The organism is Kribbella sp. WER1 (genome assembly GCF_054189145.1).
Window position 1 is genome coordinate 915,896 of record NZ_CM135186.1, and the last position, 24,412, is coordinate 940,307.

24 protein-coding genes are annotated in these 24,412 nt (G+C 70.1%); 9 read left to right on the top strand and 15 right to left on the bottom strand.

Annotation, left to right across the window (positions count from 1 at the left end; genetic code table 11):
* The first annotated feature begins 6 nt into the window (after window positions 1–6).
* Window positions 7–423, top strand: a complete 417-nt coding sequence (locus tag ACXJJ3_RS04560) for an HIT family protein (RefSeq protein WP_458168668.1) — start codon at window positions 7–9, stop codon at window positions 421–423.
* Here ACXJJ3_RS04560 and ACXJJ3_RS04565 read toward each other — a convergent pair.
* Window positions 400–858, bottom strand: a complete 459-nt coding sequence (locus ACXJJ3_RS04565; protein WP_458168669.1) for an N-acetyltransferase family protein — start codon at window positions 856–858, stop codon at window positions 400–402. The genes ACXJJ3_RS04560 and ACXJJ3_RS04565 overlap by 24 nt on opposite strands.
* Window positions 859–970: 112 nt before the next feature.
* On the bottom strand, window positions 971–1,528 hold the full coding sequence (locus ACXJJ3_RS04570; protein WP_458168670.1) for a HEAT repeat domain-containing protein: 558 nt from the start codon (window positions 1,526–1,528) through the stop codon (window positions 971–973).
* A 70-nt stretch (window positions 1,529–1,598) separates the two neighbouring features.
* On the opposite strand from ACXJJ3_RS04570, the gene ACXJJ3_RS04575 reads away from it, so the two are divergent.
* The gene (locus ACXJJ3_RS04575) at window positions 1,599–2,651 is read left to right on the top strand and encodes a hypothetical protein (protein WP_458168671.1); all 1,053 of its coding nucleotides are present in this window, start codon (window positions 1,599–1,601) and stop codon (window positions 2,649–2,651) included.
* Here ACXJJ3_RS04575 and ACXJJ3_RS04580 read toward each other — a convergent pair.
* From ACXJJ3_RS04580 to ACXJJ3_RS04605, 6 genes are all read right to left on the bottom strand, one after another.
* Window positions 2,648–2,869: a cold shock domain-containing protein gene (locus tag ACXJJ3_RS04580; protein WP_458168672.1), complete on the bottom strand. Its 222-nt coding sequence runs from the start codon at window positions 2,867–2,869 to the stop codon at window positions 2,648–2,650. The genes ACXJJ3_RS04575 and ACXJJ3_RS04580 overlap by 4 nt on opposite strands.
* A 16-nt stretch (window positions 2,870–2,885) precedes the next feature.
* On the bottom strand, window positions 2,886–5,660 hold the full coding sequence (gene acnA, locus ACXJJ3_RS04585) for an aconitate hydratase AcnA (RefSeq protein WP_458168673.1): 2,775 nt from the start codon (window positions 5,658–5,660) through the stop codon (window positions 2,886–2,888).
* Between the two features lie 141 nt (window positions 5,661–5,801).
* Window positions 5,802–6,728 carry an LLM class F420-dependent oxidoreductase gene (locus tag ACXJJ3_RS04590; RefSeq protein WP_458168674.1) on the bottom strand — a complete coding sequence of 309 codons (927 nt, stop codon included), beginning with the start codon at window positions 6,726–6,728 and terminating at the stop codon, window positions 5,802–5,804.
* Window positions 6,729–6,738: 10 nt separating this feature from the next.
* Window positions 6,739–11,067 (bottom strand): hypothetical protein, encoded by a 4,329-nt coding sequence (locus tag ACXJJ3_RS04595; RefSeq protein WP_458168675.1) that lies wholly within the window; start codon window positions 11,065–11,067, stop codon window positions 6,739–6,741.
* 64 nt (window positions 11,068–11,131) lie between these two features.
* Window positions 11,132–12,307 (bottom strand): class I SAM-dependent RNA methyltransferase, encoded by a 1,176-nt coding sequence (locus tag ACXJJ3_RS04600; protein WP_458168676.1) that lies wholly within the window; start codon window positions 12,305–12,307, stop codon window positions 11,132–11,134.
* A complete protein-coding gene (locus ACXJJ3_RS04605) occupies window positions 12,304–14,331 on the bottom strand; it encodes an APC family permease (protein WP_458168677.1) in 2,028 nt (675 codons plus the stop codon). Before ACXJJ3_RS04605 ends, ACXJJ3_RS04600 begins: the two co-directional genes overlap by 4 nt.
* A 92-nt stretch (window positions 14,332–14,423) precedes the next feature.
* Here ACXJJ3_RS04605 and ACXJJ3_RS04610 point away from each other — a divergent pair, with 92 nt between their 5' ends.
* Genes ACXJJ3_RS04610 through ACXJJ3_RS04620 form a run of 3 tightly spaced genes read left to right on the top strand, consistent with a single transcriptional unit; the run spans window position 14,424 to window position 16,531 of the window.
* A complete protein-coding gene (locus ACXJJ3_RS04610) occupies window positions 14,424–15,086 on the top strand; it encodes a potassium channel family protein (protein ID WP_458168678.1) in 663 nt (220 codons plus the stop codon).
* Window positions 15,087–15,095: 9 nt separating this feature from the next.
* Entirely contained in the window at window positions 15,096–15,770 is a 675-nt protein-coding gene (locus ACXJJ3_RS04615; RefSeq protein WP_427893974.1) for a potassium channel family protein, read from the top strand.
* A gap of 17 nt (window positions 15,771–15,787) precedes the next feature.
* Complete coding sequence (locus ACXJJ3_RS04620) at window positions 15,788–16,531, top strand: MerR family transcriptional regulator (RefSeq protein ID WP_458168679.1); 744 nt, start codon at window positions 15,788–15,790, stop codon at window positions 16,529–16,531.
* Window positions 16,532–16,534: 3 nt separating this feature from the next.
* On the opposite strand, the gene ACXJJ3_RS04625 is transcribed toward ACXJJ3_RS04620, so the two are convergent.
* The 4 genes from ACXJJ3_RS04625 to dut all read right to left on the bottom strand — a co-directional run bounded on the left by ACXJJ3_RS04625 (window position 16,535) and on the right by dut (window position 18,861).
* Window positions 16,535–17,236 carry a DUF3159 domain-containing protein gene (locus ACXJJ3_RS04625; RefSeq protein WP_458168680.1) on the bottom strand — a complete coding sequence of 234 codons (702 nt, stop codon included), beginning with the start codon at window positions 17,234–17,236 and terminating at the stop codon, window positions 16,535–16,537.
* The gene (locus tag ACXJJ3_RS04630; RefSeq protein ID WP_141861856.1) at window positions 17,229–17,618 is read right to left on the bottom strand and encodes an OB-fold nucleic acid binding domain-containing protein; all 390 of its coding nucleotides are present in this window, start codon (window positions 17,616–17,618) and stop codon (window positions 17,229–17,231) included. Before ACXJJ3_RS04630 ends, ACXJJ3_RS04625 begins: the two co-directional genes overlap by 8 nt.
* 19 nt (window positions 17,619–17,637) lie before the next feature.
* A complete protein-coding gene (locus tag ACXJJ3_RS04635; RefSeq protein ID WP_458168681.1) occupies window positions 17,638–18,276 on the bottom strand; it encodes a DUF3710 domain-containing protein in 639 nt (212 codons plus the stop codon).
* Between the two features lie 132 nt (window positions 18,277–18,408).
* Window positions 18,409–18,861, bottom strand: a complete 453-nt coding sequence (gene dut, locus ACXJJ3_RS04640; protein WP_458168682.1) for a dUTP diphosphatase — start codon at window positions 18,859–18,861, stop codon at window positions 18,409–18,411.
* A gap of 24 nt (window positions 18,862–18,885) precedes the next feature.
* Between dut and ACXJJ3_RS04645 the strand changes: the two genes are divergently transcribed.
* Together ACXJJ3_RS04645 and ACXJJ3_RS04650 are read left to right on the top strand one after the other, a co-directional pair.
* A complete protein-coding gene (locus tag ACXJJ3_RS04645; RefSeq protein WP_458168683.1) occupies window positions 18,886–19,338 on the top strand; it encodes a DUF3093 domain-containing protein in 453 nt (150 codons plus the stop codon).
* 79 nt (window positions 19,339–19,417) lie between these two features.
* Complete coding sequence (locus tag ACXJJ3_RS04650; RefSeq protein WP_458168684.1) at window positions 19,418–19,738, top strand: DUF4235 domain-containing protein; 321 nt, start codon at window positions 19,418–19,420, stop codon at window positions 19,736–19,738.
* Between the two features lie 201 nt (window positions 19,739–19,939).
* Here the strand turns inward: ACXJJ3_RS04650 and ACXJJ3_RS04655 are convergent, their stop codons facing one another.
* The 3 genes from ACXJJ3_RS04655 to ACXJJ3_RS04665 all read right to left on the bottom strand — a co-directional run bounded on the left by ACXJJ3_RS04655 (window position 19,940) and on the right by ACXJJ3_RS04665 (window position 22,399).
* Entirely contained in the window at window positions 19,940–20,239 is a 300-nt protein-coding gene (locus ACXJJ3_RS04655) for a DUF4193 domain-containing protein (protein WP_130379292.1), read from the bottom strand.
* Between the two features lie 295 nt (window positions 20,240–20,534).
* A complete protein-coding gene (locus ACXJJ3_RS04660) occupies window positions 20,535–21,329 on the bottom strand; it encodes an inositol monophosphatase family protein (protein WP_458168685.1) in 795 nt (264 codons plus the stop codon).
* The gene (locus ACXJJ3_RS04665; protein WP_458168686.1) at window positions 21,326–22,399 is read right to left on the bottom strand and encodes a ferrochelatase; all 1,074 of its coding nucleotides are present in this window, start codon (window positions 22,397–22,399) and stop codon (window positions 21,326–21,328) included. The genes ACXJJ3_RS04660 and ACXJJ3_RS04665 overlap by 4 nt, the downstream gene beginning before the upstream one ends.
* Window positions 22,400–22,471: 72 nt before the next feature.
* On the opposite strand from ACXJJ3_RS04665, the gene ACXJJ3_RS04670 reads away from it, so the two are divergent.
* Together ACXJJ3_RS04670 and ACXJJ3_RS04675 are read left to right on the top strand one after the other, a co-directional pair.
* Entirely contained in the window at window positions 22,472–23,647 is a 1,176-nt protein-coding gene (locus ACXJJ3_RS04670) for an MFS transporter (protein ID WP_458168687.1), read from the top strand.
* A 34-nt stretch (window positions 23,648–23,681) separates the two neighbouring features.
* Complete coding sequence (locus ACXJJ3_RS04675) at window positions 23,682–24,395, top strand: MerR family transcriptional regulator (RefSeq protein ID WP_458172023.1); 714 nt, start codon at window positions 23,682–23,684, stop codon at window positions 24,393–24,395.
* Window positions 24,396–24,412 lie beyond the last annotated feature (17 nt).

Sequence of the window (24,412 nt, forward strand, 5' to 3'; positions counted from 1 at the left end):
ATCGGCGTGGCTGACTGCTTGTTCTGTTCAATCATCGCGGGGACGACAGCCGCGCAGATCGTCCTGGACACCCCCGAGGTGGTGGGCTTCCTCGACGTCCGGCCGGTGTTCAAGGGGCACACTTTGCTGGTGCCGCGCACGCATGTGGACACGCTCGTCGAGTTGCCGGACGAGCTGACGGTTCCGCTGTTCGGAGCGGCCCGGTCGGTGGCGGCCGCGGTCCGGACGGCGTTCGACGCGCAGGGGTCGTTCGTTGCCGTGAACAACGTCGTGTCGCAGTCGGTGCCGCATCTGCACGTCCACGTCGTACCGCGGACGAAAGGTGACGGGCTGCGCGGGTTCTTCTGGCCGCGGACGAAGTACGCCGACACGGCCGAGGCCGAGGAGTACGCCGGGAAGCTACGCGCCGCGCTGGCGGACTAGCTCGTACTCGACCTGCGGGAGCGGGTTGCCGTCGCCGAAGTCCCTGGTCTGGGTGGCGCCGGTCTCGGTGAAGCCGCACTTGGCGTAGAACCGGCGGGACTGCGGGGTGTCGCGGAGCGTCCAGAGGTGGACCTTGCCGGTGTCGAGCCGCTGGAGGGTCGCTTCCATCAGGGCGGCCGATACGCCGCTCCCCCAGCCGTCGGGGTGGGTGTAGAAGCTGTAGATCTCGGCGTACCCGGGGCGGGTCTCGGAGGGTTGGGTCCACGACATCGCCAACGGCCGGTCGCCGACGAACCCGAGCATGACCAGCCCGTTCCCGTCCGCGAGCCGCTGGTGCCACCGGGTCAGCCGGCTCTCGACGCCTTCCCGCGCAACCTCCGCGGAGAAGCGCGGCGCATACGCCGCACCCCAGGAAGCAGCATGGATCTCCCCCACCACCGCACCATCAGCCGGCGTCGCCGGCCGAGCGGAGATCGATCCCCTCCGCGGACCGGTCGCGGGTCGATCGGAGACCGCGCGGTCGAGGCCCTCAGCGGGCGTGGCGTGGTCAGCGGATGGGTCGGTCAAGGCGGGTCTCCAGCTTCGTGAGGGCGCGCTCGACGGCGGCACGAACGGTCTGATCGGGGTCGTCCACGAGCGGGCGGATCGCGTCAGCGTGCTCGTACTCCCCCGCGGCCCCGACCGCACGCACAGCGGCCGCCCGGACACGCGGCAGTTCGTGGTCGAGCATCGGGAGCAGGACGTCGACGAGCTGGCCGAGCTCGCGCTGCGCGGTGATCTTCGCGACGTGCTCCTGCACCCGCCAGGCGGGATCGCCCGCGGCGCCGCGCAGTACGTCGACGAGGTCGTCACGCCAGACGTACAGGAACACCCGGGCCGCCCACACCCGGATCCAGTAGTAGTTGACCGGATCAACAGGCTGCTTCCAGCCACCCGGATTCTCGGCCCCGGTGATCGCCACGAGCTTCGGCAAGGCAGCGCCGTACGCCTCCTCGCCGTCGATCTCCCCGCCGAGGAACGCGACGCACCAGTCGATCACGGCGTCCTCGCCGTACTGCGCACACGCGGCCCGGACCACCTCACGCGGAGCGTCCCTCGTCGTCATGCCCTCAGTAAATCGCCTCGCACCGACAACTCCCACAACCACTGACCCTGAGCGTGCCTATCGTGCTGGAATGGCTCGACAGCTCGACCCGACGTCGGACGAGTACCGGCTCGTCGCCGGCCTGATCCGATCCGCGCACCGCATGGTCGGCGCGACCGACAACTCCTGGTGGAACAACCGGGTCGGTGTCCTCCCGAGGCTCAGCCGGACCCGCAGCCAGGTGGACCTGGACGGCACGCTCTCGCTGCACCCGCGGTACGTCGCGGCGCTGCGCCGCAACGGCGCCGACGATGTCCAGGCGTCGCGGGACGCGTCGTACGAGGTGGTCCGCGGGGCCTTACGGCTCGTCGGAGAGGCCGAGGTGACGCCGACGCCGGGCCGGACGCTCGACCAGGCGCTGCCGGCGAACCAGCGCGATCTGGACCAGGCCCTCACCGCGCAGCGCGCCTCGGAGATCACCGAGCGGGCGATGGCCGAGAACGCGATGCCGTACTCCGGTGCGCCGTTCGAGGCGACGACGCATACGGCGGCCGTCCGCGGGCTGGGCGATCGTCTCGGCGAAGCCTGTGGGGTGCCTCGGGACGAGGCCCTCGATCAGCTCATCCGGAGTCCGAAGCACAGCCGGTGGGTGACCGCGATCGCCATGGTCGCGGAGGCCGAGGACCCCGGGCTGCTCGAGGCGATGGAGGCGAACGACGAGGACCTCGATCTGTCGGTGGAGAACCGCGATGCCGGACGCCAGTGGGCGCGGCTCGGTGCGGATCGTGCTGTGATGAGCCCCGGGGCAGACGCGGCGGCCTACCAGATCGGCCGCGACACCGGCGGCCTGCTCACCACCGCGGGGAAGGCAGCAGCCGAGGTCGGCGCAGAAGCACTCGAGGAGTCGACCGAACTCGAAGACCCAGAAGACCTGGAGGAGCTCGAAGGCTCGGCGGAGCCGGAGGGGCTCAAGGGCTTTCCGGGGGTTGAGGGATCGGCTGGGACGGGCTCTGGTGTTCGCGAGCCCAGCCCGGCCGAGGTGCTGGGCGCGCAGGCGCCGCCTGGCACCGCGTCGGGCAGCGGGGTCACCGCGGCCGCCACGACCCATCATGCTGAGCGCGGCGACAAACACCTCGGGCTTTAGGGCTTCACCCAGGAGGCGCGGTAGTCGTAGCCGTCCTGTCCCGGGTGTTCCCAGCGCAACTGGACCGTTGCTCCAGGCGTGAGCGTGCGGTAGCCCTCGGCCTCGATGACCGAGAAGTGTGTCCAGCAGCCGCCGGGCGTGCTGGGGCTGTCGAGGACGCCCCAGCCTTCCTCTTCGAACCAGGTGCGGACGACGGCGTCGTCCGCACCTGTGCTCATGCTCAACCGACTCGTGTCAGCCCGCGATCAGCGACCGCAGCACGTACTGCAGGATGCCACCGTTGCGGTAGTAGTCGGCCTCACCGGGGGTGTCGATCCGGACGACCGCGTCGAACTCCTGCACGCCGCCGTCGGGCGAGGTCGCCTTGACGTGCACCGTGCGCGGGATCGACCCGTCGTTGAGCGCGGTGACGCCGGTGATGTCGAACGTCTCCTCGCCGGTCAGGCCGAGCGACTCCGCGGTCTCACCCTCCGGGTACTGCAGCGGCAGCACGCCCATGCCGATCAGGTTCGACCGGTGGATGCGCTCGAAGGACTCGGTGATGACGGCCTTCGCACCGAGCAGCGCCGTACCCTTGGCGGCCCAGTCGCGGGACGAGCCGGAGCCGTACTCCTTGCCGGCCAGGATCACCAGCGGGGTGTTCTGCTCCGCGTAGGCCTGGGCGGCGTCGTAGATCGTGGTGACCGGCGCGTCGTCCTTGGTGAAGTCGCGGGTGAAGCCGCCCTCGGTGCCCGGCGCGATCTGGTTGCGCAGCCGGATGTTCGCGAACGTACCGCGGATCATCACCTCGTGGTTGCCCCGGCGGGAACCGTACGAGTTGAAGTCCTTCCGGTCCACGCCGTGCTCGGCGAGGTACTTGCCCGCCGGGCTGTCGGCCTTGATCGAACCGGCCGGCGAGATGTGGTCGGTGGTGACCGAGTCGCCGAGCTTCGCCAGCACCCGGGCGCCGGCGATGTCGGTGACCGGCGACGGGTCCTTCGCCATACCGTCGAAGTACGGAGGCTTCCGGACGTACGTCGACTCGGCGTCCCAGGCGAACGTCTTGCCCTCGGGCGTCGGCAGCGACTGCCAGCGCTCGTCACCGGCGAACACGTCCGCGTAGTCCTTCGCGAACATCTCCTTGTTGATCGAGTTCGCGATCGTCGCCTCGACCTCGCCGGCGCTCGGCCAGATGTCCTTCAGGAACACGTCGTTGCCGTCCGTGTCCTTGCCCAGGGCATCGTTCTCGAAGTCGAAGTCCATGGTGCCGGCCAGCGCGTATGCGATCACCAGGGGCGGGGACGCGAGGTAGTTCATCTTCACGTCCGGGTTGATCCGGCCCTCGAAGTTCCGGTTGCCGGACAGCACGCTGACGACCGCGAGGTCCGCCTCCTGGACACCGGCCGAGATCGGCTCGGGCAGCGGGCCGGAGTTGCCGATGCACGTCGTACAGCCGTAGCCGACCAGGTGGAAGCCGAGCTTCTCCAGGTACGGCGTGACGCCGGCCTTCTCGTAGTAGTCGGTGACGACCTTCGACCCGGGCGCGAGCGAGGTCTTCACCCACGGCTTCGACGCCAGGCCCTTGTCGACCGCGTTCTTCGCGAGCAGCGCGGCGGCCAGCATCACCGACGGGTTCGACGTGTTGGTGCAGGAGGTGATGCTCGCGATGACCACGTGGCCGTGGTCGAGCTCGATCTCCTGGCCCTCCAGCGTGACCTTGGTCTTCTTCGACGGGCGGTCCTTGCCCGCGGCAACGGTGTGCGGGTTGTCGTCCGGGTGGCCGTGGCCGTTCGGCGCGTCGCTGGCCGGGAAGCTCCCGGTCTCCGACGGGTCGACGTCCTTCTCCTCGGCCGCGTAGTCCGGCAGCACGCCGCGGAACGACTCCTTGGCCTTGCTCAGCTCGATCCGGTCCTGCGGACGCTTCGGGCCGGCGATCGACGGCACGACCGTCGACAGGTCGAGCTCGAGGTACTCCGAGAACCGCGGCTCGACGTCCGGGTTGTGCCAGAGGCCCTGCTCCTTGGCGTACGCCTCGACCAGCGCGACCTCGTCGTCGCCGCGGCCGGTCAACCGCAGGTAGTCCAGCGTCACGTCGTCGATCGGGAAGATCGCACAGGTGGAGCCGAACTCCGGGCTCATGTTGCCGATCGTGGCGCGGTTCGCCAGCGGCACCGCCGCCACGCCGTCGCCGTAGAACTCGACGAACTTGCCGACCACGCCGTGCTTGCGCAGCATCTGGGTGATCGTCAGCACGACGTCGGTCGCGGTCGCGCCGGCCGGAACCGACCCGGTCAGCTTGAAGCCGACGACCTTCGGGATCAGCATGCTGACCGGCTGGCCCAGCATCGCGGCCTCGGCCTCGATGCCGCCGACGCCCCAGCCGAGCACGCCGAGGCCGTTCACCATCGTGGTGTGGCTGTCGGTGCCGACGCAGGTGTCCGGGTACGCCTGGCCGTTGCGGACCATCACCGTACGGGCCAGGTGCTCGATGTTCACCTGGTGCACGATGCCGGTGCCCGGCGGGACGACCTTGAACTCGTCGAACGCGGTCTGGCCCCAGCGCAGGAACTGGTAACGCTCCTTGTTCCGCCCGTATTCGAACTCGACGTTGCGCTCGAACGCGTCCGGCGTACCGAACACGTCGATGATCACCGAGTGGTCGATGACCAGCTCGGCCGGCGCCAGCGGGTTGATCTTGGTCGGGTCGCCGCCCAGCTCGCCGACCGCCTCGCGCATCGTGGCCAGGTCGACGACACACGGCACGCCGGTGAAGTCCTGCATGATCACCCGCGCCGGGGTGAACTGGATCTCGGTGTCGGGCGCCGCGTTCTGGTCCCAGTTGCCGAGCTTGGTGATGTGCTCGGCGGTGATGTTCGCGCCGTCCTCGGTGCGCAGCAGGTTCTCCAGCAGGACCTTCAGCGAGTACGGCAGTGTGTCCGCACCCTCGATGCCCGCCAACCTGAAGATCTCGTACGACTGCCCGTTGACCTCGAGTGCCCCCTTGGCACCGAAGCTGTCGACGCTCGCCATCAACCTGCTCCTCTGTCCAGTCCGTGTCTACGCCCATCCTGCCGAGCGCTCCGCCCGGCCGCGAGGTCAGGCTCCCCTAACCTCGCGCCGCAAACTCTCTCGACATCAAGATACACGACATCGAGCCAACTTTTCGATCGTTCAGGAGACCTGTGGAAGAACTTCGGAGGCGATCAGGTCGAGATGATCGAGGTCGTGCAGGTCGAGGATCTGGACGTACTGACGGTCCGAACCTGCCGCCGCGAACTGCCCGAGCCGATCCACGACCTGCGCCGGCGTACCGGCGATGTCCTTCTCCGGGTGCGGCTCCCGCCCGATCGCCGCGGCCCGCTGCTTCACCTCGGCGTCGTCCTTGCCGACGATCACCGTGTGCGCGGTGGACAGCGCCAGCGTCTTCGGGTCGCGGCCGTCCGCGTCGCAGGCCGCGCGGACACGCTTGAACAGCGTCGCGGTCTCCTCGACGCTCTTGAACCCGGCGTTGAACTCCGCGGCGTACTTCGCGGCCAGCGCGGGCGTCCGCTTCTTGCCCGCGCCGCCGATGATGATCGGCGGGTGCGGCTGCTGCACCGGCTTCGGCAGCGCCGGCGAATCCGTGATCCGGTAGTGCTCGCCCTGGAACGCGTACTTCTCCCCCACCGGCGTGTCCCACAGCCCGGTGATCAGCTCGAGCTGCTCGGTGAGGATGTCGAAGCGGCCCGGGGTGTCCGGGAAGTCCAGCCCGTACGCCTTGTGCTCGGCCTCGTACCATCCGGCGCCCAGCCCGAGCTCGGCGCGGCCGCCGCTCATCTGGTCGACCTGCGCGACCGAGATCGCCAGTACGCCGGGGTTGCGGAAGGTGGCGGAGCTGACCAGCGTGCCGAGCTTGATCCGCTGGGTCTCACGGGCCAGCCCCGCGAGCGTGACCCACGAGTCGGTCGGCCCCGGAAGCCCGTCCCCGTCGCCCATCACGAGATAGTGGTCGGAACGGAAGAACGCGTCGAACCCGTTCTCCTCCGTCTTGCGCGCGACGGCGAGAAGGTCGTCGTACGACGCGCCCTGCTGAGGTTCGGTGAAGATCCTGAGAAGCATGGCGCCAACGCTATCTCGCGCTGGTGTACAGCTTCTCCAGGTACGACGGCTGCCACTGCGGACCGCGCCCGTACAGCCGGCGCACCAGCCCGTCCACGTCCAGCCGCTCCTCGACCGGGTTGTCCCACCAGTCCGGCACCTGGTCGTACCACCGGTCGATCCGCAGCGTCCGCCCGGCCGCGTCGATCCGCGCGAACAACCACCCACCCTGCTCACCCTGCGCCTCGGTCAGCCACAGATCCCCGAGCAGCTCACTCAACCGGTCCGCCGCGAACTCCGGATCATCCACCTCCGGCGGCTCCAGATCGAACCGGTACGACGGCGCCTTCGGATCCAGCACCTGCACCTGAATCGTGAACCCCGAAGGCACAATCGCCGTCCGGGCCCGGCACCACGCCCGCAGCTCCTCCTCCGCGACCGACCCCTCAGGCCGAGGCCGAGGCCGCTCCACCTCAGCCCGCATAGCCTCCTCGATCGACCCTGCCACCGGCACAACCCGAGGTCCTCCACCCCCCACCAACCCCAACCCCGGCACAACCATCCCAGCCGAAGCCCCCGCCGCAGCCGCCTCAACCGCGCTCGACGCGTGCGGGTCCTGCGCAGCCGGCTCAGCCACGAACGGGCTACCCACAGCAGCGTCCGGCACCTGCCGATCCTGCCCGCCCGCATCGGCCACGAACGGGTCAGCCGCAGCCGCCGAGTACCCGTTCAGCCCCCGCTCGTCACCACCGTCACCGAGCGACCACCGCGGTACATACCCGCCATCCCCCGCCACGTCGTCGTACCCACCGGCCGCACCGTCCTCAACCACCGGCAACGCCCCAGTAGGCGTGTCATCCTCCGAGTCCACTGCCCCCGGCGCACCGAGCCCGCCCTCCGCGTACACATCCCGCGCCCCGGCCCCACCATCCCCCACAAGCCCAGCGCCACCGTACGACCCACCACCCGCATACGCCGCACCGTCCACATCCTCGTACGCCGCGCCGTCGTACCCAGCACGTCCCGCACCGTCGTACCCAGCACGTCCCACGCCTTCGGGCTCAGCACGTCCCGCGCCGTCGGTTTCAGCACGTCCCGCGCCTTCGGTTTCAGCACGTCGTGCGCCGTCGTACCCAACACGTCCCGCGCCTTCGGTCTCAGCATGTCCCGCACCGTCGGACCTAGCACCTTCTGCGCCTTCGTACTCACCAGGTCGCGCGCCGTCGTACGCCCCATCCGCATCGGGGTAGTCAGCCGATCGCGTGCCGTCATACGCAGCAGCTCGCGAACTGTCGTACGAGGCGTCGAGCGCTTCGTCGTGCGACGTGCTGTCGCCGTGGGCAGCTCCGTCTCCGCCCGCATACGCCGCAGCGCCCACATCGCCTGACGCCGCATGTCGCCTGTCACCGAACGGGGCGTTCTCCGCGGCAGGCGCCGGTGCTACCTCGCGCTGGGGGTCGGGAACGCCCTCGAACCGGAGCTCCGAGTGCAGCTCACCCTCCGGCTGCGGTGCGGGATCAGGCTCCGGATCCGGGAACGGCCCCGGCAGAGGCTCCGGCCCGGGCTGCGGGACAGGATCCGGCTCAGGCTCGGGCAACGGCTCCGGCCCAGGCACAGGCTCCGGCCCCGGGACGGGCTCTGGTCCTGGGACGGGCTCTGGTCCTGGGACAGGACCCGGGACAGGGCCCGGACCGGGACCGGGAATGGGCTCTGGGCCCGGGACCGGCTCTGGGCCTGGCCCGGGAATTGGTCCTGGAGCAGGTGCCGGGTCTGGTGCCGGGCCGGGGCCGGGCGTGGGGCCGGGTGCGGGTGGGGTTGGCTCGGGCCATGGGGACGGGTGGGGTTCTGGCTGCGGCCAGGGCTCGGGGTGGGGTTGCGGCCAGGGCTGGGGGTAAGGCTCTACTTGAGATTCAAGCCCGAGCGCGTCGTCGGGTACGCCGGTCCCCTCATCGGACGTGTATGCGTGGACCCGCTCGTCCGGCTCGGGGGCATCTGTCGAGAGCGCAGGTACGGCGGGGATCTCCGCGGTCTGATCGTCCGCGTCCAACTCGCCGTCCGCGGCAGACAGCTGTCCACCGAGGTACGCGCCGTCTTGCGGCTGCCGATCGACGTCAGGCTGCTCGCGGTCCCCGGAGTACTGCCCTGAACGCTCACCGGGCAGCTGTTCCGAGTCCGCGCCGGGCGCAGGAGCGAACGGGGACGGGCCTGTGAACGAAGACAGCTCCTCGTCGCCGGCGCCGGCGAGATCGCCGTCGAGCACTGCCGCGATTTCGGCAGTTGGTGCGTCATCATCCTCGTCCACCTGGGCGTCGGCCGACCTGAACGGCGCCCCCGGAGCGTCGGCGGGTACGGCGGGTGAACCGTTCGCAGAAGCTTCCGCGAACGCCGTCGGCGCGAATGGGGAGCCGGCGGGCGCCTCATCCCCAGCATCGCTGGAGTCAACCGCCGACGAACCGCGAGTAAACGCCGACGGCACCTGCGAAGGGCCGGTCGGCACCTCATCCGCGCGGTCAGTGGGCGCACCGGACGAGGAGGCGCCGGCGAACGCCGGCGGGGCGAACGGAGAGCCGGTGGGTACGTCGTCCGCGGGGTTGGTGGGCACCCGAGGCGACGGAGAACCGGCGAATGCCGACGGGGCGAACGGAGAGCCGGTCGGCACCTCATCCGCGCGGGCAGTGGGCGCACCGGACGAGGGAGCGCCGGCAAACGCCGACGCGGCGAACGGAGAGCCGGTCGGTACGTCGTCCGCGGGGTTGGTCGGCACCCGAGACGACGGAGAACCGGCGAGCGCCGACGGGGCAAACGGAGAGCCGGTCGGCACCTCATCCGCGCGGTCGGTGGACGCATCGGAGGAGCGGGCACCGGCGTACGGGGAGCCGGTCGGTAGCTCGTCTGCGGGCGCGGCGGGCGAGGGGGCTCCGGCGAACGGGGAGTTGGTGGGGGGAGGGGTGTTGGGGGCGGGTGGTGGGGATGCGGGGGTGGATGGGGCCTGCTCGGGGTCGGCTTCTTGCCATTGGCCGTTTACCCAGCGGGGGCCGGTCCATTCGGGGGCGGGGGTGTCGTCGGTGAAGGGGGTGTAGGCGTTGGTGGCTTCCTGGTCGGGCCAGGACGGTTGTTCGGTGGTTTCCCAGTCCTGGTCGGGGGTGGGGGTGGCCGCGGCGGGGGCGTCGGCGAAGAGGCTGTTGTAGAAGTCGTCGCCTTCGTACTGGCCGCCGCCGACTCTCGGCGGCTCGGAGGACGGGAGGGTGTAGCCGGCCTCGGGGTGGGCGTGCCGGATCGGGAGGCCGGCGCTGGGGGTGTCTTCGGGGATGTACGAGCCGGGAGCCGCCGGGTCGAACTGGGTCGGCTCGAACTGGGTCGGCTCGAACTGGGTCGGCTCGAACTGGGTCGGCTCGGCTGGGGACGGTTCGGTGTCGTGTTTGCGGCGGCGGAGCCAGCTCGGCTTCTTCGCCGGTGCCTCCTCGGCAGCCGGACCAGTCGTGGGACCGGCCGGAGCGGCGGTGCGACCGGCGGCCGGTGCCGCCGCGGTGGGGCTCCCGGCAGGCCCGGCGGTGGGGCCGGCTGTGGGACCGGCTGTGGGGAGGGGTTGGCCGGTGAAGGGGCTGATGCCGGGGGGTACGACGTACGACTCCTCGTCGTCCAGCTGCGGGTTCACGGGGGGTTCAACGACCGAGACCTCGGCCGTGTCAGGGGTGGGGGTGAAACTTGCCGATTCTGCAAAGTTCCGGGTGAAGTCCTCCGCGGCGGCCACGCCGGCCGGCAGCTCGGGCTGCACCGGGGAGCGGGGGTCGATCGCGAACTGCGCGAAGAACCACCGCAACGCCTCCTCCGACACCCCGGGCCCGCGCGCGGCCTCGATCAGGGCCACGCCGTGGGGCCGGAGTTCGTCGAGGCCGCCGAGGTAGTCGGCCCATTCGGCGACCCACTCGATCATCTCGTCGGCGGCGGCCTCGTCGGAGGTGATCCATTGGCCGATCGGCGCGAAGCCGTCGTCGACGGGCTGCCAAGGATCGCCCGGGTACGACGCCCGCGCCCAGGTCGCGTTGAACGCGCCGTACACGAATCCGAGGTCGCCCGCGGTCTGCCGCTGGCGCACCTCCGGCTGCCCGATCCAGTCCGGCGAACCGGCGAGCAGGTCCTCGCCGGCCGTCTGGCTGTGCTGCGTGTGGAACCCCCACAGCACGGCCCGCCCGTCCGCGAGCCGGGTCATCCGCAGCACCGACGCGGTCTCGTCCTGATGGTGGTACCCGTCGGCGTCGGCATACCAGCGGCGGTCGAAGCCCGTGGCATGGGCGACCGCGGCGAGTGCGGTCCAGCGGGCGCGCAACTCCTCCGGGTCGTCCAGGTCAACGAGCGGCATCAGGTCTCCAAGCGCATTTGGAATCCAGGCCCAGACGCTACCCGAGCCCTCCCCGACTGGCCACTCAGCTGTCCACAGGCTCGAGTACGGCGACGCACTCGATGTGATGGGTCATCCCGAAGAGGTCGAACGCCCGCAGCGACGCGATCCCGTACCCGAGCCGCGCGAACGTCTTCAGGTCCCGCGCCAGCGCCGCCGGATCGCACGCCACGTACGCCACCCGGCGCGGCCCGAGGGCGGCGACCCGGCGTACGACGTCCTTGCCGGCACCGGTCCGCGGAGGATCGAGTACGACGAGGTCGACATGCTCCAGGCCCTGCCCGGCCGCCGCGTTCAGGACCCGGTCGACGTCGCCGTTCTCGAGCGTGACCCCGTCCAGATCGCGCAGGTTGCGCCGGGCGTTCCGTACTGCGTCCTTGTCGCCCTCAATGGCCAAAACGCCACACCCTGCCTCGGCCAGGAACGCCGCGAACAGCCCGACCCCCGAGTACAGATCAAGAGCCGTCTCACCCGCAGCAGGCTCCAGCCCACTCAGTACGGCGTCCACCAGCATCTCCGGCGCCGCCGGGTGCACCTGCCAGAACCCACCGGCCTCCACCAGGAACCGCCGGTCGCGGACGACCTCGACCAGCCGCTCCCCCGCCTCCTGGTCGGCCAGTACGGCCGTCTTGCCCTCCGACGACACCACGGCCTGCACCGACGACACACCCGGCCACCGCGTGTCCAGTACGTCGGGAGTCCCCGGATGCGCGATCAGGCACCGGTCGATCGGCACCAGGTCGTGCGACCGGTGCGCGTACATCCCGGGCCGTCCGTCCACGACGGCGTACCGCATCCGCGTCCGCCAGCCGAGCCCGTCGTCGCCCGGCGACTCCATCACGACGGTCCGCTCGATTCCGCCGATCCGGCGCAGCGTGTCCGACACGACCGTCGCCTTGAGGCGGCGTTGCTCGACGATATTCGCGTGCTGGAAGTCACAGCCGCCGCACAGCCCCGGCCCGGCATACGGGCACGGCGGCTCGATCCGTTGCGGCGACGGCGTCAGTACCGACACCGCGTCGGCCCGCAGGTACTTCGCGGTCTGTTCGGTGATCCGGGCGTGCACCAGCTCGCCCGGCAGCGCGTGCCGGACGAACACCACCTGCCCCTCGTGCCGGGCGACGCAGTGTCCCCCGTGCGCGACTGGACCTACCTCCAGCTCGACTACCGTCCCGACCAGACTGTCGTTCTCGTCTGTCACCGATCTCCTGTCGCCTTGCGGGCACCGCGCCGTACCTGGCCGGCCACCCGTTCCACCCGGTCCTGCCGCTCCTCGGCCCCCTGCGACGAGAGCAGCTGGTAAGGAACGGACGTAACCATGACACCAGGTGTGAACAAGAGCCGCCCCTTGAGACGCAGTGCGGACTGGTTGTGCAGCAGGTGCTCCCACCAGTGCCCGACGACGTACTCCGGGATGTAGACCATCACCACGTCCCGCGGCGACTGCCGGCGGATGTCGCGGACGTACTGCAGGATCGGCCGGGTGATCTCCCGGTACGGCGAGGCCAGCCGCTTCAGCGGGACCGGGATGCCGCGGCCGTCCCAGTCGGCCTGCAGCGCGTCGGACTCGTCCCGGTCGACGTCGACGGTGACGGCCTCCAGCGTGTACGGGCGGGCCGCCTTCGCGAAGGCCAGCGCCCGCAGCGTCGGCCGGTGCAGCTTGGAGACCAGCACGATCGAGTGCACCCGGGACGGCAGCATCAGCGGCTCGTCGTCCTCGGCGGACATCTGCCGGCGGACCGTCTCGTAGTGCCGGTGGATGCCCTTCATCAGCACGAACAGGCAGGCCATCGCGATGATCGCGATGTACGCGCCGTGGGTGAACTTGGTCAGCAGCACGATCACCAGCACCACGGAGGTCATCGTCAGGCCGACCGTGTTGATGACCCGGGAGCGGTACATGTGCCGGCGCCTCCCCGTGTCCGTCTCGGTCTTCAGGTGCCGCGTCCAGTGCCGGATCATCCCGAACTGGCTGAGCGTGAAGCTGACGAACACGCCGACGATGTACAGCTGGATCAGCTTGGTGACCTGGGCGTCGAACGCGATGATCAGCGCCATCGCGCAGAGCGCCAGCAGCACGATGCCGTTGCTGTACGCGAGCCGGTCGCCGCGGGTGTGCAGCTGGCGCGGCAGGTACCCGTCGCGGGCCAGGATCGAGGCCAGCACCGGGAACCCGTTGAACGCGGTGTTCGCGGCCAGGACCAGGATCAGCATGGTCGCGCCGATCACCACGTAGAAGGCCGGCGGGAAGTTCGAGAACACCGAGTCGCCGATCTGGCCGATCACGGTCTTCTGGGTGTAGCTGTCGCCGACCGGCTGCCCGTCCCGATAGAGCTGGGTGGCCGGGTTCTCGGCGTACCGGAGCTTGATCTTGCTGGCCAGGAACAGGATGCTCATCAGCATCGTGACCGCGATCGTGCCGAGCATCAGCAGCGTGGTCGCGGCGTTGCGGCTCTTCGGCTTCCGGAACGCCGGTACGCCGTTGCTGATCGCCTCGACGCCGGTCAGCGCCGCACAGCCGGACGAGAACGCCCGGGCCAGCAGGAAGACCGCCGCCACCCCGGTGAACAGTTCGCTGCCGGGTTCCGGCCGGACCTCGAAGTCGGCGCTCTCGGCCAGCGGCAGGCTGCCGGCCGCGAGCCGGATCAGCCCCCAGATCGCCATTCCGATGATCGAGAACATGAAGATGTACGTCGGGACCGCGAACACCGCCCCGGACTCCCGGACGCCGCGCAGGTTCATCGCGGTCAGCACGAGCACCAGGCCGACCGCGAGCGGCACCTCGTGCCCCTCCAGGAACGGCAGCGCCGACTTCGCGTTCTGGACGCCGGACGAGATCGACACCGCGACCGTGAGCACGTAGTCGACCATCAGCGCACTGGCCACGGTCAGGCCGGCCGACGGGCCGATGTTGACCGTCGCAACCTCGTAGTCACCGCCGCCGGACGGGTAGGCGTGCACGTTCTGCCGGTACGACGCCACCACGACGAGCATCACGAACGCGACCAGCAGGCCGATCTTCCAGGAGAAGCTGTACGCCGCCAGGCCGGCGATCGACAGCGTCAGGAAGACCTCGTCGGGAGCGTAGGCGACCGACGACAGCGCGTCGCTCGCGAACACCGGAAGGGCGATGCGCTTCGGCAGCAGGGTCTCACCCAGCTGGGTGCTGCGCAGTTTGCGACCGAGCAGCAGCCGTTTGCCGATGTCGCCTAGAGCGGGAGTCACACCGGTGATGTTAGAGGGCTCTCAGTTCCGGTGTAGCGTCTATCCCTGCCGAACGAGCCAGCGGGCCCTTCCGGGCGAGGAGTGATCAGCGAGTGCACGTTGTCATCATGGGCTGCGGCCGGGTCGGGTCGATGCTCGCGCGCGGTCTGGAGAAACGCGGCCACACGGTCGCGATCATCGACCAGTCGGCCGATGCCTTCCGGCGGCTGAGCCCCGCCTTCACCGGCCGGACCATCGTCGGGATGGGTTTCGACCGGGAGATCCTGATCGAGGCCGGGATCGAGGACGCCGAGGCGTTCGCGGCCGTCTCGAACGGCGACAACTCGAACATCCTGGCCGCCCGGGTGGCGCGCGAGACGTTCGGGATCGGGAACGTCGTCGCCCGGATCTACGACCCGGGCCGCGCCGAGGTGTACCAGCGGCTCGGCATCCCCACCGTCGGCACCGTCCGCTGGACCGTCGACCAGATGATGCGCCGGTTGCTCCCGGAGGGCTCCGAGCCCGAATGGCGAGACCCGTCCGGCACCGTCCGGCTCGCCGAGGTGCACGTCCACGCCGACTGGATCGGCCGGGTCGCCCTCGACATCGAGAAGGCCACCGGCGCCCGGGTCGCGTTCCTGACCCGGCTCGGCGAGGGCGTGCTGCCCAAGGCCGACACCGTCATCCAGGAAGGCGACCTGGTCCACGTCGTGATGCTGGAGCGGGACGCCGCGACGATCGAGTCCCAACTCGGCACCAAACCTGAAGAAGCCTGAGGAGCTGTGATGCGGGTCGCCATCGCCGGAGCCGGGAACGTCGGTCGTTCGATCGCCGGCGAACTCCTCGAGAACGGCCACGAAGTACTGCTGATCGACAAGGATCCGCGCGCGATCAAGGCCGAGTCCGTACCGCGGGCCGAATGGCTGCTGGCCGACGCCTGCGAGCTCTCCTCGCTGGAGGAGGCCGCCCTGCAGCGCTGCCAGGTCGCGATCGCCAGCACCGGCGACGACAAGGTCAACCTGGTCGTCTCGCTGCTCGCCAAGACGGAGTTCGGCGTCCCCCGGACCGTTGCCCGGGTCAACCATCCGCGCAACGAGTGGATGTTCAACGAGGCCTGGGGCGTGGACGTCTCGGTGTCCACCCCGCGGATCATGTCCGCGCTGGTCGAGGAAGCCGTCTCGGTCGGCGACCTGGTCCGGCTCTTCACGTTCCGCCAGGGCGATGCGAACCTCGTCGAGCTCACGCTGCCCGAGGACTCCCCCATGATCGGCCAGCGGGTCGGCGACGTCGACTGGCCGCTCGACACGGCCCTGGTGGTCATCCTCCGCGAAGGCCGCGTCCTCCGTCCCGACCCGGAGGGAACCTTGGAGCTGAACGACGAGCTCCTCTTCGTGGCGGCCGACGAGACCGAGGAGCAGTTGGAGGCCATGCTCTCCCCGCACCACCAACGCGGCGAGTAACGCGCCAAGCTGGTGGGATGATCACCATCGGTCAACTGGCGGAGTACGCCGGGGTTTCGATCAGGACGATCCGGGTGTACCACGCCAAGGGGCTGCTCGCGGAGCCGCCGCGGGACGCTTCGGGCTACCGGCGGTACGGCGCTCAGGACCTGCTCGAGGTGGTGAAGATCCGCGCCTTGTCCGAGGCCGGGTTGTCGCTGGCCACGATCGCGCGGATCGCCGCCGGGCCGGAGGACGAGGTCCGGGCGGCGGCCGCGACGGCAGAGGTCGATGTGACGGCCCGGATCGAGCGGCTGGTGGACGTGCGCGCCCGGCTCCAGGCGGTGGCGGGCGGGGTCAACCCGTTCTTGCCGGCGGCCGTACAGGAGCACCTGGGGCGACTCGGAGGGCTCGGGTTCTCGGAGCGGTGGATCGCGATCGAGCGGGACCTGTGGATCCTCGCGTTTGCGACCGATCCGGAGGCGGCGGCCGGGTACTTCGCCGACCAGGCCGAGTCCCAGGAGGATCCGGCGCTCGGGCAGCTGTACCTCGAGTGCGATCGCGCGTTCGACTTGGCGCCGGACGACCCGGCGCTGGCGGACCTCGCCGACCGGATCGTCACGGCGTCGGTGGAGCGGTACAGCAGCGAAGTACTGCGGGAACAGCTCGCCGAGGCGACGCTTCCACAGCTGGTGCAGTCGTCCGTCAACGCGAACTCACCGGCGTGGGAGCGGCTCGACGCACTGATCCGCAGCGGGCTCAGCCGGCGCGTGAACCCGTAAGTACTACGGAGCGGTCGGTGGGCGCTGGGTGGACTGGACCGGCTCTTCCTGCTTCGGCTCGGGGCGGGTGCCGCGGAGCAGGTGCGCGAAGTTGTCCTTGACCTCGTCCCACTTCTCGGCCGGCATCGACGCGCGCAGCACGGCGTACGCCGCCCACAGGGTGACCGCGTAGAACGGCAGGCCCAGGCCGATCTTGGCGATGCCGAGGGCGTTCACGTTGTGCGCGATGTACAGCGGCACCATGATCACCAGCCGGATCGCGACCTGGCTGGCGAAGACGATCGTCACGCGGTTCAGGCCGCGGAACAGGTCCGGGTCCTTGCGCCAGCCGAGCCACGTCTGGGTGATCACGCCGTACAGCAGGCCGAACAGCGGGTACCGGGTCACGATCGTCACGAGGTACAGCAGGCCGTAGCCGGCGTTCAGCAGGATGCCGGGGAGGAACGCGTCCTGGGCCTGGCCGGTGTGGTGCGCGGTCCAGGCGGAGATCAGTACGCCGATGAAACCGGCGATCACGCTGGCGATCGGCTTACGGCGAACCAGCCGGTACAGCGCGACGACGCCGGCGGCCGAGATCGCGACGATCAACGCGAGCTTCAGGTTGTGGTCGCTGAAGCCGTAGACGAGGGTGAACGCGATCCAGGGCAGGCCGACGTCGACCATCATGCCGACCCAGCTGCCGATGCCCTTCGGCGCCTCAGCCATGGGCTTCTTGGGGCCGGAGCTCGTAGCGCGGGTTGAACATCACCCGGTCGCCGTCGACGACGCCGATCCGGCCGGAGGCGATCAGCTCCGAGCCGGCGTGGATGCCGCCGATCTTGCGGCGGCCGAGCCAGATCAGCTTGACCGTGCCGGTTCCGTCGTACAACTCACCCTCCAGTGCCGGTACGCCGCCGCGTGGGCTGAACGTGATCGTGCGCAGTGTCCCGTACAGCGTGACGAGCTCCCGGTCGTGGCAGCCGGTGATCGAGCGCGCACCGCAGTCCTGCGCGAAGTCCTGGAGGACTTCCGCGTCCTGCTGGTCGCGGTCTCCGGCCAGGCCGCGGAAGGCGCGCTTCCACAGCCCCGCGGGTTTGTTGCTGCCCATGACGTCGAGTGTAGTCCGGTCAGGCCTGCTCGGTGTCGTTCGGCTGGGCGCCCTCGGGCAGCCGCAGCGGCAGCGACTCGCGCACCGCCATCGGCTCGTTCCCGCGGACCACGACGACGTTCCGCAGGGTCTCCTCCATCGGCGCGGCCGCGTCCGGCTCGACGGCGGCGCGGCCGAGGACGGTACCGCGGAGCAGCCAGCGCGGGCCGTCGACGCCGATCACCCGCGACGTCTGGCTGAAGACCTGTCCCTCCGGGTCCTCGACCGGGACCACCAGCACCAGCTCGGTACCGAACGGGCCGTCGGTCTCGGTCGCCGTACCACCCATCCGGGCAGCCTCGTCCATGATCTCCTGCCGGACCTCGTCCCAGATGCCACTGGTCTTCGGCGCCGCGAACGCGCGCAGCTCCAGCGCGGAGTCGTCCAGCATCAGCAGCACCGCCTGCACCACACCGCTCTGCTCGTCGACCTGCAGCCCGAGCTCCATGCCCGGCATCCCGGCGACCTTCAGCGCACCCAGGTCGATCCGGTCGTCCGACTCCAGGTCGGCGTCCTCGACCTCGGTCGAGTCGAAGGGGCCCTCGGCGCGGGGGTCCGGGGTCTCCTCGACGGTCTCGCTCGTCTCGGGCTCGTTCTTGCCCTTACGGCGGAAGATCACAGCTGTTGCCTACTTCCTTGGTTTCCTTGGTGTCGATGGTTTCCATGGTTTCCATGGTTTCCATGGTGCTGGTACGGGCGCGGACACCGCGCCGTAGTCTCGCGCATCCGACAGGTCAACGGGTGCACCTGATCAGCGTGTCACATCTCCGAAACCGCCGGTCGACCCGTGTCCCCCGGCGCCGCGGGCGGAGCCGGGCAGGGTGGTCACCTCGACGAACCGGGCCTTCTCCACCTGCTGGATCACCAGCTGGGCGATCCGGTCGCCGCGCCGTACGGTCACCTCCTCGGACGGATCCAGGTTGATCAGGTTGATCTTGATCTCCCCGCGGTACCCGGCGTCCACGGTGCCGGGCGCGTTCACGATCGAGACGCCGTGCTTGAGCGCCAGCCCGGAGCGCGGGTGCACGAACGCGGCGTACCCGTCCTGCAGGGCGATCGCGATGCCGGTGCCGACCAGGCCGCGCTCCCCCGGCTTCAGGGTCAGGTCGGCGGCTGCCACCAGGTCCGCGCCGGCGTCGCCGGGATGCGCGTAGGAGGGCAGCGGAAGGTCGGGGTCGAGTCGCTGGATCAGTACCTCGGTCACGAGAGGCGACCCTATCCTTGTTCCGTGCGTACGTATCGGGAGAGTCTGCGGGTGCCGGTGTCGTGGTGGATCATCGCCGTCGCCACCGTCATCACTTTGTTCGTCATCGTCGCCGTCCCGGCCGGAACCCCGGCCGGCGCGATCGTCGGCGGGCTCGCCGCGGTCCTGCTCCTGGGGCTGTTCCTGCGGTACGGCGGCGCCCGGGTCGAGGTCGACGGGCAGCGGCTGCGCGCCGGGCGGGCCGAGATCGACCGGACGTACCTCGGCGACGTCGAGGCGCTCACCGGGGACGCGGCGCGGAACGCCTTCGGGCGGGACTGCGACCCGAAGGCCTATCTCGTACTGCGCAGCTACCTGCCGGGCGCCGTCCGGGTACAGATCACCGATCCGGGCGACCCGGCGCCGTACTGGCTGATCGCCACGCGGCACCCCGATCGCCTTGCTGCCGCGCTGAGTAGGCACAGCCTGCCGCGCTGAGTAGGCACAGCCTGCCGCGCTGAGTAGGCACAGCGTGGGAAGATCCTGACTGTCAGCAGTCGTACGAGGAGGGTTTGCAGTGGTCGGAGCGAAGATCGGCTGGAAGCTGGTGCAGGCCGCGTTCACGATCGTGGTGGGCCTGGCCGCGAGCAAGGCGGTCAGCACGGCCTGGAAGCTGGGATCCGGCGGCAAGCCGCCGAAGAACGGCCAGGGCGGGTACGCCGAGATCGTCACATGGGCCGCCGTCAGCGCCGGAGCCGCAGCCGCTGCCCGGCTGTTCGCCGAGCGCCGCGCCGCGGCGTACTGGCTGAAGTCCACCGGCTATGCCCCGCCCGGCTATGAGGAAGACGCCGCCGACGGGACGCTGCTGAAGAGCATTGCGAAGAAGAGCGAGGACTAGAACCCGCCTCGCTCGGCGGGGTGGGGTGGCGGCAAGCGCCTCGCCGTGGGTAGGCGTGCCGGCCGGCTGGGGTCGGGCGGCGGCGGGTGTGAAAGCAGCGCAGCGGGACCGTTCCACGGATGTGGAGCGGTCCCGCTCTGTGTTGCAGACGAGAGAGTGCTGGATTGTGGTCTCGCTTCGCTCGACCACGAGGGCTGGCTGTCAGGCTGCGCAGTCGCGGCAGATCAGCTGCCCGTTCTTCGTTTCGGCGAGCTGGCTGCGGTGGTGAACCAGGAAGCAGCTCGAACAGGTGAACTCGTCGGCCTGGCGCGGGAGGACCCGGACCGCCAGCTCCTCGTGGCTCAGGTCCGCGCCGGGCAGCTCGAAGCTCTCCGCGGCCTCGGCCTCGTCCTCGTCGACCTTGCCGGAGTTCTTGTCGTGACGCCGAGTCTTCAGCTCCTCGATCGACTCTTCGGAAGCGTCCTCGTCCGTCTTGCGCGGGGCGTCGTAATCAGTCGCCATGGTGTTTCCCTGCCCTCTTCGTACCCGTGGTGTTGCCTGCTGAGCCCTGAACGGGTGGAGCGGCCGAGAAATTCCGCGTCGGAGCCACCGCGCTGAACTTTCGTCCCCCGAAACCCTTGACAGCCAGGCCGGGATCGGCAATCACCGTTCCCGAGGACGGGATTGTGCCCTATAAAGGTCCGCAATGCACGACTGGGTCCATGGTGTGACCCGCGTGTCGCAACAAATGTCAGTACCGAACACACGAATGCTCGTTAATGCGCGGTACTGCGCAGAAACGAGCACTCAGGAGACTCTAAGCGCGCAACGGGTCGGCGCCGGCCAGGACGTCGTGGAACGGGCCGAACAGCGCCGGACTGGCCGCGATCGACATCTCCGGCGACACCGGCGCCCCGTGCAGCCCGCCGACGGTGGCACCCGCCTCGGACGCGATCAGCGCACCCGCTCCGTAGTCCCACGGGTTCAGCCCGCGCTCGAACACCACGTCCAGCCGGCCGCAGGCGACGTAGCACAGGTCGATCGCGCCGACCCCGATCCGGCGGATGTCGCGGACCTTGGTGATCAGCTGCTGGATCACCTCGGCCTGGACCTGCCGGCGCGCCGGGTCGTACCCGAAGCCGGTCCCGACCAGCGCCTTCGCCAGGTCGGTCTCGCCGGACACCTCGATCGGCTTGCCGTCCGCGAACGCGCCGCCGCCGAGCGTCGCGGTGAACACCTCGCCCTTCGGCGCGTCCACCACCACCCCGGCGACCGTCTTCCCGTCCTGCTCGACCGCGATCGAGACGGCGTACGTCGGGAGGTCGTACAGGTAGTTGACCGTGCCGTCGATCGGGTCGACGACCCAGCGCACGCCGCTGGTACCGACCACGTCGTCGCCCTCCTCGCCGAGGAACGAGTCGTCCGGGCGGGCGGTCAGCACCCGGGCCCGGATCAGCTCCTCGGACTCGCGGTCGACCGCGGTCACCACGTCGGTGATCGTGCTCTTGGTGTCGGCGACCGTGATGTGGCCGCGGCGGCGCTCGACGATCAGCCGGGCCGCCTCCTCCGCCACGTCGACGGCAAGCTTCAGCAACTCTTCCGGGGAGGTCATACAGCAGCTTCCTTAGCGGGAGTGGGTCGGCGCAGCGGCGGGCAGCAGTCGTGGCGGCAGTCGTCCCAGGCCGGGCCGAGGGCGCCGAGGCAGGGCCGGTCCGGCGCTTCGCCGCGCTCGGCGGCGGCCCGCTCGACGACCAGGTCGCGCAGCATCGTGACGAACTTCGGGTCGGTCCCCGGGGTCGCGGCGCGCGCCATCGGCAGCCCGAGCTTCTGCGCGGTCTTCGCGGCCTCGGTGTCGAGGTCGTAGATGACCTCCATGTGGTCGCTCACGAACCCGATCGGTACGACGGCCACGCCGGGCACGCCCTCGGCCGCCAGCACCTCGAGGTGGTCGTTCACGTCCGGCTCCAGCCACGGCACCTGCGGCGGGCCGGACCGCGAGCAGTAGACGAGGTCGGTCCGGCGGAACTGCCCGGTCCGGCGCTCCACCTCCGCGGTGATCGAGGCGGCGACGTCGTTGTGCCAGTCGACGTACCCGTTGCCGTCCGGGCCGCTGGTCGCGTTCATCGCGGTCGGGATCGAATGCGTCACGTACGCGATCGCGGACCCTTCCGGGAGCTTGCTCAGCGCCTCGGCGGTGGATTCGACGAACGACCCGACGAAGCCCGGGTGGTTCGCGTAGTGCCGGAGCTTGTCGATCCGCGGCGCGTCCGGCACCTCGCGGGCCGCGTCCGCCAGGTTCTCCCGGTACTGCCGGCAGCCGGAGTACGACGGGTACGCGGACGTGACGATCACCACGGCCCGGCGGATCCCGTCGGCGGCCATCTCGCGCATCGTGTCGGTCAGGTACGGCGCCCAGTTGCGGTTGCCCCAGTAGATCGGCAGGTCCAGCCCGATCTCGTCGAACGACTCCCGCAGCGCCGCGAGCAGCGCCCGGTTCTGGTCGTTGATCGGGCTCTTGCCGCCGAACGAGTAGTAGTGCTCGCCGACCTCCTTCAGCCGCTCGTCCGGGATCCCGCGGCCGCGGGTCACGTTCTGCAGGAACGGGAGCACGTCCTCGGGTTTCTCGGGACCACCGAAGGAGAGCAGCAGGACAGCGTCGTACGGAGGTGTAGCCGGCGTCATATTCCAAGCTTCTCAGACGCCGATGACCTAAGCTCTTCCCGGTCTCTCATGCTCAAGCCTTATATCCATCTCATGCGCCGCCCCGGCGCCGGTGCGTTCTTCGCGGCCGGCATCCTCGGGCGGATGCCGATCTCGATGATCGGCCTCGGAATCGTCATCCTGATCGCCCAGGAGAGCGGCTCGTACGGTCTGGCCGGCGCGGTGTCCGGCGTCGCCGTGATCGCCGGGGCGCTGACCGGTCCGGTCCAGGGCCGGCTGGTCGACCGGTTCGGCCAGCGCGGGCTGATCCTGATCGGGTCGGTCGCCTGTACGGTCGGCCTGGCCGGGCTGCTGCTCGCCGTCCGGGCCGGCGCGGCCACCTGGGTGCTGTACGTCCTGTCGTTCGTTGCCGGTGGCACCCGTCCGCAGGTCGGGTCGTTCGTCCGGGCGCGCTGGACGCATCTGCTCGGGCGCGGGCGCGCGCTGCAGACCGCGTTCGCGCTCGAGGCGGTCGGTGACGAGGTCGTCTTCATCGTCGGCCCGGTCCTGGTCACCACGCTCTCCACCCAGGCCAGCCCGTACGTCGCCCTGTCCACGGCCGGCGTACTCGGACTGGCCGGTGGGATCTGGCTGGCGATGCTGCGCGCGTCCGACCCGCCCGGCCGCGGCAAGTCGAGCGGCGCCGAGCAGGCACCGCTGCCCTGGCTGTCGATCATGCTGCTCAGCCTGATCGGTCTCGGCCTGGGCGCGACGCTTGGCGGGGCTGAGGTGATCACGGTCGCGTTCACCACCGAGAAGGGCCAGGCGGGACTGGCCGGCGTCGTACTGGCGATCTGGGCCTTCGGGAGCCTGCTGGCCGGGCTCTGGTACGGATCCGTGCACTGGCGCGCGCCGGTCGAACGGCGGCTGCTGCTCGGCACGATCGCGCTCGCGATCACGCTGTCGCCACTCCCCTGGGTCAACAGCATCCCGCTGCTCGGCGTCGTGCTGTTCTGCTGCGGGATGACGATCGCGCCGACGATGGTCGCGGTCACCGCGTGCGTCGAGGAGTGGGTCCCGCCGGAGCGGCTCACCGAGGCGATCACCTGGACCGTCACCGGCATCCTGCTCGGCGTCGCGCCGGGCAACGCGGCCGCCGGGCACGCGGTCGACGTCTGGGGCCCGTCGAACGCGTACTGGGTCCCGTTCGGCGTCGGCATCGCCTGCGCGATCGTCGCGGGCGTCTCGATCACCTTCGCCCGCCCCAAGGAACGGTTCGCCCACAACTAGGCTTGCATCTCCGGTTACGGGAGGTGTTTGGGTGATGGTCATGGACCACTCGATCGGCGCGCTCGCCCGGATCGGCGGTGTCTCGGTGAAGACCGTGCGGCACTACTCGGACCTCGGTCTGCTCCCGTCCCGGCGGACGTCGGCAGGGCACCGCAGGTACGACGAGGACGCCGTCGCCCGGCTGCGCCTGATCCGGACGCTGCGGGCGCTGGACCTCGACCTGCCGACGATCAGCGCCGTACTCCGGAAGGAGCGTTCGCTCGCCGAGGTCGCGGCCACGCACGCGGACGCGCTCGCGATCCAGCTCCGCACGCTGCAACGGCAGCACGCCCTGCTGACGGTCCTGGCCAAGTACCCCGACCTGGAGGACCTTCACCTGATGACCGAGCAATCCGAGCAGGACCGCCGCGCCCTGATCGCCGACTTCCTGGACGCCACCGTCGGCGACACCACCCACGCAATCCGCCAGAACCTCACCCCCGAACTCCCTGACAACCCCACCGCCGCCCAACTGGAGGCCTGGCGCGAACTCAGCACCTTCCTCACCTCGGACGACTTCCGTACGTCGGTACGCCGGATGGCGACCGGCTACCGGGCCCTTGCCGGCGACAATCCCCTCCGGCCCGACCCCGAGTACCGAGCCCGCCTGCGAAAACTCCGCGACACCGAGGCCGGCCCGACCTGGTACCGCTACCAGGAACTACTTGCCACGATCAACGAGTGGGCGCCGCTCCGGGACGCGGGGTAACCGCGCGCCCTATCGTT